The sequence below is a fragment of the Paenibacillus sp. oral taxon 786 str. D14 genome (genome assembly GCF_000159955.1).
Classification (GTDB): Bacteria; Bacillota; Bacilli; order Paenibacillales; family Paenibacillaceae; genus Fontibacillus; species Fontibacillus phoenicis.
Window position 1 is genome coordinate 351351 of sequence record NZ_GG695971.1, and the last position, 12809, is coordinate 364159.

The following is a 12809-nucleotide window of genomic DNA, read 5'->3' on the forward strand; positions in this document are numbered from 1 at the left end:
AGAGCAGCCAGTAGGTAAACAATACAGCTATGGCAAAGGACCCGAACATACCTCGGAATTAGGGAAGGTTAAGGCGGAGAACCGGTTTGTGAAACAACAACTAGAGCTGCTAAAAAAGTACAACGAGATGGAGAGGGGGCATCGTCAAAGATTGTAATAGAGTGGATTGAGTCGATTCGAGGAGAAGTGAGTGTGCAACAAGCTTGCGCCTGGATCGGAATCCCTCGCGCCACTTACTATCGCTTGAAGGCAAGGGAGAAAATAAACTCGAGAACCACATGGTAGTGAAAATTCGCGAACTCTGAATCCGGCATAAATATCGCTATGGATACCGAAAAATCGCTGCTTTGCTCCGGATGAAGTGTCCGGTAAACCACAAATGTGTACGGAAACAACCAGTCACCGATTCATTTCCGACAACTGGCTGTTTAATCTTGAGAGGTGCTTTGATCCCTGTCTCACAAACGGGGATAGTCCCCAGTCCCTGAAGATTCACTCTGCTTTTTTTGCATGAAGGGGGGCGTTAAGACCGTCGCTTCGGCGCAATCATCAGCCCTGCACCGATAGCGATCAAGGCAATCGCTAATAACGGTTGGCCGAAGATCAGGCGGTTGTACAACGCGCCCAGCGAGAAGACGGCGAAGAACAATAACGAAAGCACGGTCAAAATGTTGATCGGGATCAGCAGGTATTTATTGCGGTTCCCGAACCAGTAAAACTCGAACAACCCCACGGCCGGAGCCAGAATGAAGCCGGGCCACAGGTACTGCCAGCTGTCAAATAATGTTGAAAGTTGACAGACGAGCCCGACGGTGAAGAGAATTCCCCCGGGGATGAGCAGCCCGGTTGCCTTGCGCCCAACGACCGAGAAATACAACCAGTGGAAGAACAGACCGAGCGGAAGGACAAATAAGGTCGGCCAGAAGGTGCCGAACAGCGTTCCCGCGCTGATCGCTTCCTTGCGGAAGAAGAAGAGATAGAGGCCTAGCAGGATGAGCACGGGCCCAATCCATGATTTTTTATTCCAATTCATACGCAAACTCCTTTGTTTATGTACTTATCTGTGATCAGCATACTACAAAAGCCGAAAGAAGACTTCAGTCTCTGGGGGAGACAAGAGCTGGACTTTAGTCCAGTTCCCCTGCCTTGGAATAAAAACAGCCCGGGGAAGAAACGCTAACCGAAGGAACAGGCAGGGCGGCCTTTCCATCCATCAGATCCTACTGAGGAGGTTAGAACAACATGGGAAATAACAAGCAGCATCGCAAGCCGGGCACCGGAAACGGCAGCAGCAACGGGCAGAATCAAACGACCGGTAACGGCGGAGAAGCGCAGAACGGACGCTTGGCGACGATCAAGAACCATAGCACTGAAGGCGGAGAGACGCTGAACGAATACATTTCCGGCCATGATAAGTACGAGGGATAAGCCGAAAGCCGAAAGCCGCTGCACAGGATTGTGAGCGGCTTTTTTCGGCGATGCCATCTTGAAGTAGCTAAGATACTTTGATGTTATTTTTGCGTGCCGTGCTGCTTGGTTGGAAGCTGGCCGGCCGGGTTGCCGTGCCCGCGCTTTTTGTTTTTGGCTTGCTTCTCCTGTTGATCGTGAACCTTCTCGACGAATTCGTGCAGATTTTCCATGAGGTTGATCGTCTCCTTGCTTGAAATAGGGTAGGTTGCAGATCCACATAGATCCGACTCTTCTGGATTACTATACCCCGTTCATGCCTTTTTCATCAGGTCGGGATGCTCTATACTTGCCTTCTTCGGACATGTACAATGAAGGGGACAACCACGGAACCACTTGCATAAGGAATGGGCGATTCGTGCCGCTGAAGCGGGCAAACATGTATTGTGCGAGAAGCCGCTGGCGTTGACGGCCGCCAAGGCGGAGGAAATGGCAGCGGCCGCGGACAAAGCCGGGGTCCTGCTGGCAGAAGCGTTTATGTACGGTCGAGTTATAGATTTGAAAAATAAAACGCGGGTTTGCTTGAGAGCGCTCAGGCAACCCGCGTTTTTGTATTTGGACAGAAGCCTTATTCCGGCTTACCAACGTACATGTCGTTCGGATGCGAGCCTTTGCGGCGATTGAGGTTCAAGCCGCTAATCTGCTCCATTTCAGCGTCCGACAGCTGGAAGTCGAACACGTTAAAGTTCTCCTCAATCCGAGACGGGGTGACCGATTTCGGGATCACGATCGTATTGTTCTGCAGATGCCAGCGGAGGACAACCTGTGCCGGCGTCTTACCATGGGCTTCGGCGATGGACTTCACCACCGCATCGGTCAGCACCTCACCGCCTTGCTCCAGCGGGCTCCAGGCTTCGATGTAAATATCATGCTTGGCGCAGAACGCTTTCAATTCGGTCTGAGTCAGGTGCGGATGGCATTCCACCTGGTTCAACACCGGCTTAATTTCCGTTTCATTCAGCAGACGCTCCAAATGCTCGATTTCGAAATTGCATACGCCAATCGCTTTAACGCGTCCATCGCGGTACAGCTTCTCCAACGCCTTGTAGGTTTCCACGTACCGGTCGACTTTTGGCATCGGCCAGTGAATCAAGTACAAATCGACATAATCGAGACCAAGTCTAGCCAGACTTTCGTCATAAGCTCGGAGCGTACTGTCGTAACCCTGGTCGCTGTTCCATACTTTCGTGGTGATGAACAGCTTCTCACGAGGGATACCGGACTGCTTAATCGCCTTGCCGACCCCCACCTCGTTGCGGTAGATCATCGCCGTGTCGATGGAGGTGTAACCTACCTCCAGCGCCTTGGCGACTGCGGCCGTAGCCTCCTCATCAGGCACCTGCCAAACTCCGAACCCTAGCTGCGGCATCTGTAAACCATTATTTAAAGTGATGAATTCCATGACGCGTCGCTCCTTCTTTGGTGAATGTTTCCTAATTTCAGGGAGAGTATAGCATCAATTGGTACATTTTTCAAATGACTTCAGACGACAGATGTCACAGAATTAACATACTCACGCAGGTCCTCCCATATTCTCAATAATGGAGGGTAAAAAGAAGGCAGCTGAACAATCTTCATCAACCCCTCATGGAACCTTCATGCAGTTTAGAGGGGGGGCATGGTACTATTTATTATAGTTTTTAGAATAAGTCTTAGTGTAATAATAAATCGAAAGGGATGATTTCATGGATAACCGGCTGACAACGAATACGGGAGCTCCGGTAGGCGATAATCAAAATTCTCGGACGGTAGGGCAGCGCGGCCCTACACTGTTGGAGGATTACCATCTGCTGGAGAAGCTGGGCCATTTCGACCGCGAACGGATTCCGGAACGCGTCGTGCATGCCCGGGGGGCAGGCGCCCATGGGGTATTTGTTACCGAGCGCAGCATGAAGGAGTTCACGAAAGCTCATTTCCTGCAGGAGGTAGGACGCGAAACTCCGGTGTTCGTCCGTTTCTCTACGGTCATTCACGGGCAAGGCTCTCCGGAAACGGCGCGTGACCCGCGGGGATTTGCGGTGAAGTTTTATACGGAGGAAGGCAACTACGATTTGGTGGGTAACCATCTTCCGGTCTTCTTTATCCGCGACGCGATTAAATTTCCGGACATGGTGCACTCGCTGAAGCCGGCTCCGGACACGAACATCCAAGACCCGGCGCGGTATTGGGATTTCATGACTCTGTCCACCGAATCGACGCATATGATGACCTGGGTGTTCTCGGACTATGGGACGCCGGCGAATTACCGCCAGATGGACGGCTTTGGCGTGCATGCATTTAAGTGGATCAATGCCGAAGGCAAGATCACGTACGTCAAATACACCTGGAAAACGAAGCAGGGGGTAAAGAACCTCTCGGCGGCGGAAGCTCAAGAAGTACAAGGTCGAGATTTCAATCATGCGACTCGCGACCTGTACGACCATATTGCGCGCGGGGAATTCCCGCAGTGGGAGTTGAATGTACAGCTCATGCCAGTGGAGGATCTGGATCGTTGGGGCTTCGATCCGCTGGATCCCACGAAGGTATGGCCGGAAGACAGCTATCCCTTGATCAAAATCGGCACGATGACGCTGAACCGTAATCCGCAGAACTTCTTCGCGGAAGTTGAGCAGTCGGCGTTCTCGCCAAGCGTGCTCGTACCTGGCATCGAACCGTCCGAGGATAAGCTGCTGCAAGGCCGGTTGTTCTCTTACCCGGATACCCAGCGTTACCGGCTTGGTGCTAACTATTTGCAAATCCCGATCAACTGCCCGTATGCCCCGGTCCGCAACCATCAGCGGGACGGCTTCATGAACGTGAAGCAGGATCCGTCTCCAATCAATTACGAGCCGAACAGCTTCGACTCCAGCCCGAAGGAAGATCCGGCCTATCGTGACAGCGTAGTGCCAGTCAGCGGAAATATCGGCCGCGAGAGAATCGCCAAAACGGATGATTTTACGCAAGCAGGCGAGCTGTACCGGAGCTTTACGGCTGAGGAGAAGGATCATTTGATCTCCAACCTGGTGAACGATTTGAAGCAGACACCGGAGCAAGTTCAGCTGCGCGCGGTGTGCAACTTCTTCCGAGCTGACAAAGAATACGGCATGCGCCTGGCGCAAGGTCTTGGCGTAGATATCAGTGGCTTTATTCCATCCAATGCTCAGGGATAATCGATATCCCTTTTATATAAAGAAGGCATCTTCCGTACCTTTTGGGATCGGGAGGTGCCTTTTTGTGTGAAGATTTCAGCCGCGGGCGTGAGGAAATGTATGGTAAAATGAGAGCAGTAGAAAGGAGTTGAATCGATGATGACAACAAAGGATCCAGTGATTAAGCTGACGGATTTGCGCATGAGCTATGGGGGACATCACGTTCTGAACGGCGTGGATTTGGAGGTGTATCCGGGTCAGATTATCGGTTACATCGGGCCCAACGGGGCGGGCAAGAGCACGACCGTCAAGATTATGCTAGGCTTGGTCGAAGGGTATCAAGGCGAGGTCCGGGTATTTGGCCAAAATCCCGGTGACGGCGACGTTAGCTACAAGAAGCGTATCGGATACGTCCCGGAAATCGCCGAGCTTTACGATACGTTGACGGCATGTGAATACTTGACCTTCATTGGCGAGATGTACGGCTTATCCGCCGATGACGCAGAGATGAAATCCCGGCGAATGATGACGGAATTTGGCCTCGGTGACGTTTTTAACTCCCGAATTTCAACGTTCTCTAAGGGCATGAAGCAAAAGGTGCTGCTGATTTCCAGCCTGCTGCATAATCCGGACGTGCTGTTCCTGGACGAGCCTCTGAGCGGGCTTGACGCCAACAGTGTCATGGTCGTTAAAGAAGTGCTTGCTCTCTTGGCGTCGCAAGGCAAGGCGATTTTTTACTCCTCTCATATCATGGACGTGGTCGAGAAGATCAGCAGCCGGATCGTCCTGCTGGACGGAGGACGCATTGTGGCCGACGGCAGCTTTGACGAGTTAAAGGCCCAGAACCATGAAGGTTCGCTGGAACAGATCTTCAACCAGTTGACCGGATTTAATGAGCATCAGGATATTGCCAGCCGGCTTGTATCGATCGTGCAAGAGGTGTAGCGGATGGAAGAAATGAAGAGCTTGCTAGTGTTGGACCGGTTCCGTGGTGCATTCGAGAAGATGGGCGTGGATTATTCGGTGATGCGCCGAATCGTTCAGGTAAAGCTGGCGATGGATGCGAGAAGGAAGCCTACGCTGGCCAAAAGTTCAAATCAGAAGCGGAAACAGGATACCGCGGAGAGCAACCAGTTTCTGCGCTCGCTGTGGTTGTACGTCCTGTTTGGCGGATTTAGCTCGATGTTCGTGCTGATGGGGGACAATCTGCTGTTTCAGATGAGCATCTTGTTCGGCATTATGATGTTTATGGTCATGACTTCGATGATCTCCGATTTCTCCTCGGTGCTGCTGGATATTCGGGATCGGAGCATTTTGGCGACGAAGCCGATCAACCGCCGCACGCTCACGATGGCGAAGACGGTACATATTTTTATTTATTTGTTCTTTTTGACCGGAGCCATTGCGGTGATTCCGCTGGCGGTCGGATTATTCCGGCAAGGGATCGGGTTCTTTGCTCTGATGCTGCTGGAGCTGATCCTGATGGATCTGTTGATCGTGGTGTTAACCGCGCTGTTGTATTTGGTCGTGCTGCGGTTTTTTGACGGTGAGAAGCTGAAGGATATGATCAATTACGTGCAAATCGGGATGACAATCACGATTGCGGTAGGTTATCAGGTGTTGGTCCGGCTGTTCGACTTCACGGAGATGGACATCGTCTTCAAGCCGGCGTGGTGGCAGTACCTGGTGCCGCCGGTATGGGTGGGCGCTTCCTTCCAAACGCTGCTTCACCCGGGCGAAGGTATGACGTATGCCGGTCTGGCGGTGCTGTCCGTCGTTGTTCCGCTGGCCGCGTTCCTGCTGTACCTGAAGCTGATGCCGGCGTTGGAGCGGAACCTGCAGAAGCTGGCAGAACCCAGCGCGAAGAGCGGGCAGCGGTCGGGGAAGATGCTGCGCCGAATCTCCGATTGGCTATGCTCCACGCCGCAGGAGAGCGCCTTTTTCCGTTTCACCTGGTCGATGCTGGGAACGGAGCGTGAGTTTAAGCTGAAGGTGTACCCTTCCCTGGGCTTCTCTATCGTGTTTCCTTTCATCTTCTTATTCTCGAACGGACTCGATCAGGGCTTGGAAGGGATCTCCGGTTCCCGTTCGTATTTGTTCATTTATTTTAGCGGGATTATGCTGCCAACGCTCATCATGATGCTGCGTTACTCCTCCCGATATAAAGCGGCTTGGATCTACCGGACCGCCCCGATCACCAGCGAAGCGTCTATTTACAAAGGGGCCTTGCTGGCGAGCTTGGTTCGGCTTATGCTGCCTTTGTATGTGGTGGAGGCGGCGATTTTTGCCGTGCTGTTCGGAGCGTCCATTATCCCTGACTTGATTGTGGCAGGACTCGCGATGTTTGCTTACGCGATTTTTTGTTTCCTATGCATGCGCAAGGGACTACCTTTCTCTGAACCCTTTGAAGCGGCGGGGCAGCAAAACCAATCCTTTGTATTCATGGGGTTGATGCTGCTGCTCGGCGGATTTGGCTTGCTGCATTGGCTTGCAACGTCGCTTCCGTTTGGGGTTGTGGCCTACGGGCTGCTGATGATCGCAGGGACATGGCTGGGATGGAGACTGGCTTTTCGGACGCAGGGAACGAAGAAGGTGGCAAGACCGGATGGCAATGACTAAGAACAACGGGCCGCGAATTCGCCGGGAAAAGAATACTGTGACCCGAATGATCGCCTTATATTGTCGTAAGGAACATGGCGACAGGGAGCGGACCCACAGGCGCGCAGCGGTTCATCATCCTGCGACAGTGTTGTTATGCGACGAGTGCGCCGAGCTTCACCGATATGCTGAGCAGCGGCTTGACCGCTGCCGGTTTGGTGAAGGCAAGACCACGTGCCTGGCGTGCCCTGTGCATTGTTATGCGCCGGTCCAGCGGGAGCGGATTCGCCGGGTGATGGCTTTTGCCGGACCGCGGATGCTGTGGCGGCACCCGGTGTTAACCCTGATGCACCTCCTCGATGGCGTGAAGAAGGGCCATTCACAGTAATGTCATAAATTGTACGACCCTCAAAAAACGTTGATCTGATGCGGGTTTCAGGCCATGTTCGGAATTGTGACATTTCTCATGTGATTTCTGTCACAAAATTATTACTTTTTCCCCGTTCGTTTTCATGGATCAGTGATAGAATTCACATTAGATAATAATTATTTGAAAGTAGGGGAAAAGAAATGCTGGATCCGATTGTGCTTGCTCGCCTTCAGTTTGCGGTGACAACGATTTTCCATTTCTTCTTCGTACCCTTGTCCATCGGCCTTGTGCTGCTGATTGCCATCATGGAGACGATGTACGTTGTGAAGGGCAAAGAAGAATACAAACGGATGGCCAAGTTTTGGGGAAAACTGTTCCTTATCAACTTTGCGGTAGGGGTCGTGACGGGGATTCTTCAAGAATTCCAATTTGGGATGAACTGGTCGGATTATTCACGCTTTGTGGGTGACGTCTTCGGGGCACCGCTGGCGGTAGAAGCGTTGTTTGCTTTCTTTATGGAATCGACGTTTATCGGATTGTGGATTTTCGGATGGGATCGTCTGTCCAAGAAAGTGCACCTGTTGTGCATTTGGCTGGTTGCTTTAGGGACGACCGTCTCGGCGTTCTGGATTCTGGCCGCAAACTCGTTTATGCAACGTCCAGTTGGTTTCGAGATCAACAACGGCCGCGCGGAGATGAACGACTTCTTCGCTCTGATCGGCAACGGGCAGCTGTGGGTGGAATTCCCGCACACGGTGTTGGGTGCTTTTGCCACAGGCGCTTTCTTGATCGCTGGGGTCAGCGCATATAAGCTGATGAAACGTCAAGATGTGGCGTTCTTCAAAAAATCGTTCACGATCGGCATTATCGTAGCCTTGATCGCTTCGTTCGCTACGGCGATGTTTGGTCACCAACAAGCGCAGTACCTGGTGAAGACGCAGCCGATGAAAATGGCGGCTTCCGAAGGGCTATGGGGCAAGTCGGGCGACCCTGCTCCTTGGACGCTGTATGCTCATATTGATTCAAATGATCAGAAGAACAATTTTGAGATTAAAATTCCTTACCTGCTGAGCTTCCTGTCTTACAGTAAGTTCTCCGGTGAGGTTAAAGGCATGCACGAGCTGCAGGCCGAATATGAACAAACTTATGGTCCTGGCGACTACATTCCTCCGGTACGGACGACCTTCTGGAGCTTCCGGATCATGATTCTCGCCGGCTGTTTGATGATCGTGCTTGGGATGTACGGAACGTATTTGGCATGGCGCAAAAAGCTTGAGAACCCCAAAAACAACTGGTTCTACCGTGTCATGTTGTGGTCGATTTCGCTGCCGTTTATTGCGAACACCTCCGGCTGGATTATGACGGAGATCGGGCGTCAGCCATGGACGGTATTTGGCTTGATGCAGACCGCGGATAGCGTATCGCCAAGCGTCACCGGCGGACAAATTCTGTTCTCCCTGATTGCCTTCACGCTCATTTATGGGGCGCTTGGCGCGGTGATGGCTTACTTGTTCGTGAAAGTGATCAAGAAAGGACCCAATGAGATCGCCATCACCAGCCGTGATCAGGTCGGGGATCCATTTGGTAAGGAGGGATATCATGTCTCTTAATGAGCTTTGGTTTGTCCTTGTCGCGGTGTTGTTTGTGGGGTTCTTCTTCTTGGAAGGCTTCGACTTCGGGGTGGGAATGAGCACCAAGTTTTTGGCCAAGAATGATATGGAACGCCGGGTTCTGATCAACTCGATTGGCCCGTTCTGGGATGCGAACGAAGTTTGGCTGCTGACCGCCGGGGGCGCGATGTTCGCCGCTTTTCCGAACTGGTACGCCACGTTGTTCAGCGGCTACTATACACCGCTTGTCGTTTTGCTTCTCGCCTTGATTGCGCGGGGCGTTGCCTTTGAGTTTCGCGGCAAGGTGGACAGCGGCAAATGGAAAGGCACCTGGGACTGGGCGATCTTCCTCGGCAGCCTGTTGCCTCCGTTCCTGCTGGGCGTTGTGTTCTCCGGCCTGCTGAAGGGCTTGCCGATTGGCGAAGACATGGAAATGAAGGCCGGACTGTTTGATATGGTGAACCTGTACACGTTGATCGGCGGGATCACGGTTGTGATGCTGTGCCTCGTTCACGGGCTGCTGTTTGCCTCCTTGCGGACGACCGGCAGCTTGCAAGAACGTGCCCGTAAGCTGGCTCACAAGCTGCTTATTCCGCTGGCCGCCCTGTTCGTGATCTTTGGCGTGCTGACGTACTTCGAAACCGACGTATTTGAAGTGCGCGGCTTGCTGATCAGCCTGGTGGCTGTACTGGGCGTCGTTGCTTTTGTCCTGGCAGGCTGGTTTATTCGTAAGCAAAAAGACGGCTGGGCGTTTGGCATGACCGGTGCGATGATCGCTTTGTCGATTGCTGCGGTATTTGTGGGGCTATTCCCACGGGTGATGGTCAGCTCGATTAGCGATGCGTTCTCCTTAACGATCGATACCGCTTCTTCCGGCCACTACTCGCTGAAAGTCATGACGATCGTCGCATGCAGCTTATTGCCATTCGTGTTAGGCTATCAAATATGGAGCTATTTCGTATTCCATAAACGCGTACACGAGAAGGAGCATTTAGAATATTAATGGGACGCGGATTAATGAAAATCGCGGGGATCAAGCAGGTCATGATGATCATGGCCTTGCTGACCCTCGTTCAGAGCTTTGCAATCATCTGGCAGGCCAAATGGTTGGCGGAGGTGATCTCCGCCCTGTTTGCCGGGGCCAAGCTGCAGGAACAAGCCGGCGGGGCCGGCTTGTTCCTGCTTGCTTTTATCGTCCGTCAGGGCTGCGGCATGATGCAGCAGAAAATAGCGTATGCTTTTGCCGAAGAGACGGGACGAAGCTTGCGGGAGCGGGTGCTGGAGAAGTTGTTTCAGCTGGGGCCGCGTTTTGCCGGGACCGCGGGAACCGGGAATTTGGTGACGTTGGTGCTTGAAGGGGTGACCAAGTATCGCAATTACCTGGAATTGTTCCTGCCGCGCATGCTGGCCACGGGAATCACCCCGATCTTGATTTTGGCTTATGTGTATAAGCTCGATCTGGCTTCCGGGATCATCCTGACGATTACGATGCCGATTCTGATCGCCTTTATGATCCTGATCGGGCTGGCGGCGCGCAAGCAGACTGAGCGGCAGTTGAAATCGTACCGGACGTTGTCGAACCATTTCGTGGATTCGCTGCGCGGGCTGGAGACGCTGAAGTTCTTGGGGCGCAGCAAATCGCACATCACATCCATCGACCGGGTTAGCGATGCGTACCGGTCGGCGACGATGAAGACGTTGCGGGTTGCCTTTCTGTCTTCGTTTGCCTTGGACTTCTTTACGATGTTATCCGTCGCTTCGGTGGCGGTCAGCCTGGGCCTTCGATTGGTGAATGGGGAGATGGTATTGCTGCCGGCCTTAACCGTACTAATTCTGGCGCCGGAGTATTTCCTGCCCGTTCGGATGGTAGGTGCAGACTTCCATGCTACCCAAGACGGGAAGGCCGCAGGCGAAGCCATGAACGAGATCATTGCTGCCGCGGATGAGGAGGCAGCGAAGGCGGCACCGGTTCCTGCAGGAATGAACTGGACGTGGGGGCCGGAAAGCACGCTGAGCCTGCGCGGGATTGGAGTCGTTCACGAGGAGGAAGCGAAGCCTTCCTTAGCCGAGGTGAACCTGACGTTGGGCGGCATGGGCAAAATCGGCATCATCGGCGAAAGCGGGGCCGGCAAATCGACATTGATCGATGTGCTTGGCGGTTTTCTGCGGCCAACTTCGGGCCGGTTGGTGCTGAACGGCACCGAACTGGGGGATTTGAGTGCGCAGGGCTGGCGGGAGCAAATCACCTACATCCCGCAGAAACCGTATATTTTCAGTGGGAGCTTGGAGGAAAATATCCGCTTTAATGCGCCGGAAGCCACGCGGGAAGAGGTGGAGCGCGCGGTGAAGGCAGCCGGTCTGGACGGGCTCGTGCGCAGCTTGCCGGGCGGGCTAAACGAGCGGATTGGCGGCGGTGGTCGTCCATTGAGCGGTGGTCAGGAGCAGCGTGTGGCGCTGGCCCGGGCTTTGCTTAGTAAGCGGCCGGTGATTTTGCTCGATGAACCGACGGCGCATTTGGACATCGAGACGGAATATGAGCTGAAGAACACGATGCTGCCTCTGTTTGAAGGGAAGCTGGTGATTTTGGCGACCCATCGGCTGCACTGGATGCGCGAAATGGATCGGATCGTTGTCATGGAGCAGGGCCGAGTGGCTGAGGCAGGGACGCATGCCGAGCTGATGGCCAAGCGCGGAGCTTATTATCGGTTAGCGGCGGCGCAGCGGGAGGAGATCAAATGAAGCAGGAGTCCTGGGTTCGGCCTTATTTTCGGTTGTATAGCGGCCGGTTTGCGTTATATCTGATTCTGGGCGTGTTAACGCTGGTTTCCGCCGGGATGTTGATGTTCACTTCCGGTTTCTTGATCTCGAAATCGGCGTTGCAGCCCTATAATATCTTGCTTGTGTATGTACCGATCGTTGGCGTTCGCACGTTTGGGATCGGGCGGGCGGTGATTCATTATGTCGAACGGTTGGTTGGACATGACACAGTGCTGCGGATTTTGGCGAAAATGCGCGTGCGGCTCTATCGCGTGCTGGAACCGCAGGCTTTGTTCATCCGCTCCCGATTCCGGACGGGCGATATTCTTGGCGCCCTTGCCGATGATATTGAGCAGTTGCAGAACGTGTATATCCGCACCGTCTTTCCGAGCGTAGTGGCGTTGATCCTCTATGCGGCCGTGATCGTGGCCATGGGTGTGTTCGACGTGACGTTTTCACTGCTGTTAGCTGCGTATATCCTTGTGCTCGTCGTCGTGCTCCCGTACATTTCGCTGCGGTTGACGAAGCGGACGAACGAGGAGGTCAAGCAAGAACGGAACGGGCTGTACCAGAAGCTGACCGATGCCGTCATGGGGATCGGCGATTGGGTGATCAGCGGCCGTTCGGCGGAGTTCCTTGCTTCCTATGCGGAGGATGAGGTCGCGGTGGCGCGCAAGGACCGCAAGCTGCGGGCTTGGGCCCGCTGGCGCAGCTTTATCGGCCACTTCGTCGTGGGCCTCGTCGTCGTATCGATGGTGTATTGGGCCGGCGGCGAAGCGGCGGCCGGTCGGATCGATGCCACGCTGATTGCGGCGTTTGTGCTGATCGTGTTCCCGCTGTCGGACGCGTTCTTGCCGGTGTCCGAAGCGGTGGAGCGCA

General features: G+C 53.7%; 13 protein-coding genes and 1 pseudogene. 11 read left to right on the forward strand and 3 right to left on the reverse strand.

Annotation, left to right across the window (positions count from 1 at the left end; translation table 11 throughout):
- The first annotated feature begins 305 nt into the window (after positions 1 to 305).
- Positions 306 to 488 (forward strand): IS3 family transposase, encoded by a 183-nt coding sequence (locus tag POTG_RS25300; RefSeq protein WP_083791409.1) that lies wholly within the window; start codon positions 306 to 308, stop codon positions 486 to 488.
- 35 nt (positions 489 to 523) lie between these two features.
- Here the strand turns inward: POTG_RS25300 and POTG_RS04610 are convergent, their stop codons facing one another.
- The gene (locus POTG_RS04610) at positions 524 to 1033 is read right to left on the reverse strand and encodes a hypothetical protein (RefSeq protein WP_009223641.1); all 510 of its coding nucleotides are present in this window, start codon (positions 1031 to 1033) and stop codon (positions 524 to 526) included.
- Positions 1034 to 1242: 209 nt separating this feature from the next.
- On the opposite strand from POTG_RS04610, the gene POTG_RS04615 reads away from it, so the two are divergent.
- Positions 1243 to 1428: a hypothetical protein gene (locus POTG_RS04615; protein WP_009223642.1), complete on the forward strand. Its 186-nt coding sequence runs from the start codon at positions 1243 to 1245 to the stop codon at positions 1426 to 1428.
- Between the two features lie 83 nt (positions 1429 to 1511).
- On the opposite strand, the gene POTG_RS23020 is transcribed toward POTG_RS04615, so the two are convergent.
- Positions 1512 to 1640, reverse strand: a complete 129-nt coding sequence (locus POTG_RS23020; protein WP_016314269.1) for a DUF4023 family protein — start codon at positions 1638 to 1640, stop codon at positions 1512 to 1514.
- 157 nt (positions 1641 to 1797) lie between these two features.
- Here POTG_RS23020 and POTG_RS23025 point away from each other — a divergent pair.
- Positions 1798 to 1950 (forward strand): annotated as a pseudogene (locus POTG_RS23025) (Gfo/Idh/MocA family oxidoreductase); the annotation flags it as partial.
- Between the two features lie 85 nt (positions 1951 to 2035).
- Here the strand turns inward: POTG_RS23025 and POTG_RS04625 are convergent.
- Positions 2036 to 2869 (reverse strand): aldo/keto reductase, encoded by an 834-nt coding sequence (locus tag POTG_RS04625; protein WP_009223643.1) that lies wholly within the window; start codon positions 2867 to 2869, stop codon positions 2036 to 2038.
- A 283-nt stretch (positions 2870 to 3152) separates the two neighbouring features.
- Here POTG_RS04625 and POTG_RS04630 point away from each other — a divergent pair, with 283 nt between their 5' ends.
- The 8 genes from POTG_RS04630 to POTG_RS04665 form a co-directional block, all read left to right on the forward strand.
- Positions 3153 to 4616 (forward strand): catalase, encoded by a 1464-nt coding sequence (locus tag POTG_RS04630; RefSeq protein ID WP_009223644.1) that lies wholly within the window; start codon positions 3153 to 3155, stop codon positions 4614 to 4616.
- 135 nt (positions 4617 to 4751) lie between these two features.
- On the forward strand, positions 4752 to 5540 hold the full coding sequence (locus tag POTG_RS04635) for an ABC transporter ATP-binding protein (protein WP_009223645.1): 789 nt from the start codon (positions 4752 to 4754) through the stop codon (positions 5538 to 5540).
- Positions 5541 to 5543: 3 nt separating this feature from the next.
- A complete protein-coding gene (locus tag POTG_RS04640) occupies positions 5544 to 7214 on the forward strand; it encodes a hypothetical protein (protein ID WP_009223646.1) in 1671 nt (556 codons plus the stop codon).
- Positions 7201 to 7581 carry a nitrous oxide-stimulated promoter family protein gene (locus POTG_RS04645; protein ID WP_332306491.1) on the forward strand — a complete coding sequence of 127 codons (381 nt, stop codon included), beginning with the start codon at positions 7201 to 7203 and terminating at the stop codon, positions 7579 to 7581. The genes POTG_RS04640 and POTG_RS04645 overlap by 14 nt, the downstream gene beginning before the upstream one ends.
- A 182-nt stretch (positions 7582 to 7763) precedes the next feature.
- Positions 7764 to 9173: a cytochrome ubiquinol oxidase subunit I gene (locus POTG_RS04650; protein ID WP_009223648.1), complete on the forward strand. Its 1410-nt coding sequence runs from the start codon at positions 7764 to 7766 to the stop codon at positions 9171 to 9173.
- The gene (cydB, locus tag POTG_RS04655) at positions 9160 to 10176 is read left to right on the forward strand and encodes a cytochrome d ubiquinol oxidase subunit II (protein WP_028539189.1); all 1017 of its coding nucleotides are present in this window, start codon (positions 9160 to 9162) and stop codon (positions 10174 to 10176) included. Before POTG_RS04650 ends, cydB begins: the two co-directional genes overlap by 14 nt.
- On the forward strand, positions 10176 to 11912 hold the full coding sequence (gene cydD, locus POTG_RS04660) for a thiol reductant ABC exporter subunit CydD (RefSeq protein ID WP_009223650.1): 1737 nt from the start codon (positions 10176 to 10178) through the stop codon (positions 11910 to 11912). Before cydB ends, cydD begins: the two co-directional genes overlap by 1 nt.
- A partial coding sequence (locus tag POTG_RS04665; protein ID WP_036644178.1) for an amino acid ABC transporter ATP-binding/permease protein occupies positions 11909 to 12809 on the forward strand: 901 nt, incomplete at its 3' end. The genes cydD and POTG_RS04665, both read left to right, overlap by 4 nt.

Coding starts and splice junctions, on each gene's coding strand:
- POTG_RS04630 (WP_009223644.1), top strand. CDS start 3,153: ATGGATAACCGGCTGACAACGAATACGGGAGCTCCGGTAGGCGATAAT.
- POTG_RS04650 (WP_009223648.1), top strand. CDS start 7,764: ATGCTGGATCCGATTGTGCTTGCTCGCCTTCAGTTTGCGGTGACAACG.
- POTG_RS04615 (WP_009223642.1), top strand. CDS start 1,243: ATGGGAAATAACAAGCAGCATCGCAAGCCGGGCACCGGAAACGGCAGC.
- POTG_RS23020 (WP_016314269.1), bottom strand. CDS start 1,640: ATGGAAAATCTGCACGAATTCGTCGAGAAGGTTCACGATCAACAGGAG.
- POTG_RS04610 (WP_009223641.1), bottom strand. CDS start 1,033: ATGAATTGGAATAAAAAATCATGGATTGGGCCCGTGCTCATCCTGCTA.
- POTG_RS04640 (WP_009223646.1), top strand. CDS start 5,544: ATGGAAGAAATGAAGAGCTTGCTAGTGTTGGACCGGTTCCGTGGTGCA.
- POTG_RS04625 (WP_009223643.1), bottom strand. CDS start 2,869: ATGGAATTCATCACTTTAAATAATGGTTTACAGATGCCGCAGCTAGGG.
- cydD (WP_009223650.1), top strand. CDS start 10,176: ATGGGACGCGGATTAATGAAAATCGCGGGGATCAAGCAGGTCATGATG.
- POTG_RS04635 (WP_009223645.1), top strand. CDS start 4,752: ATGATGACAACAAAGGATCCAGTGATTAAGCTGACGGATTTGCGCATG.
- POTG_RS04645 (WP_332306491.1), top strand. CDS start 7,201: ATGGCAATGACTAAGAACAACGGGCCGCGAATTCGCCGGGAAAAGAAT.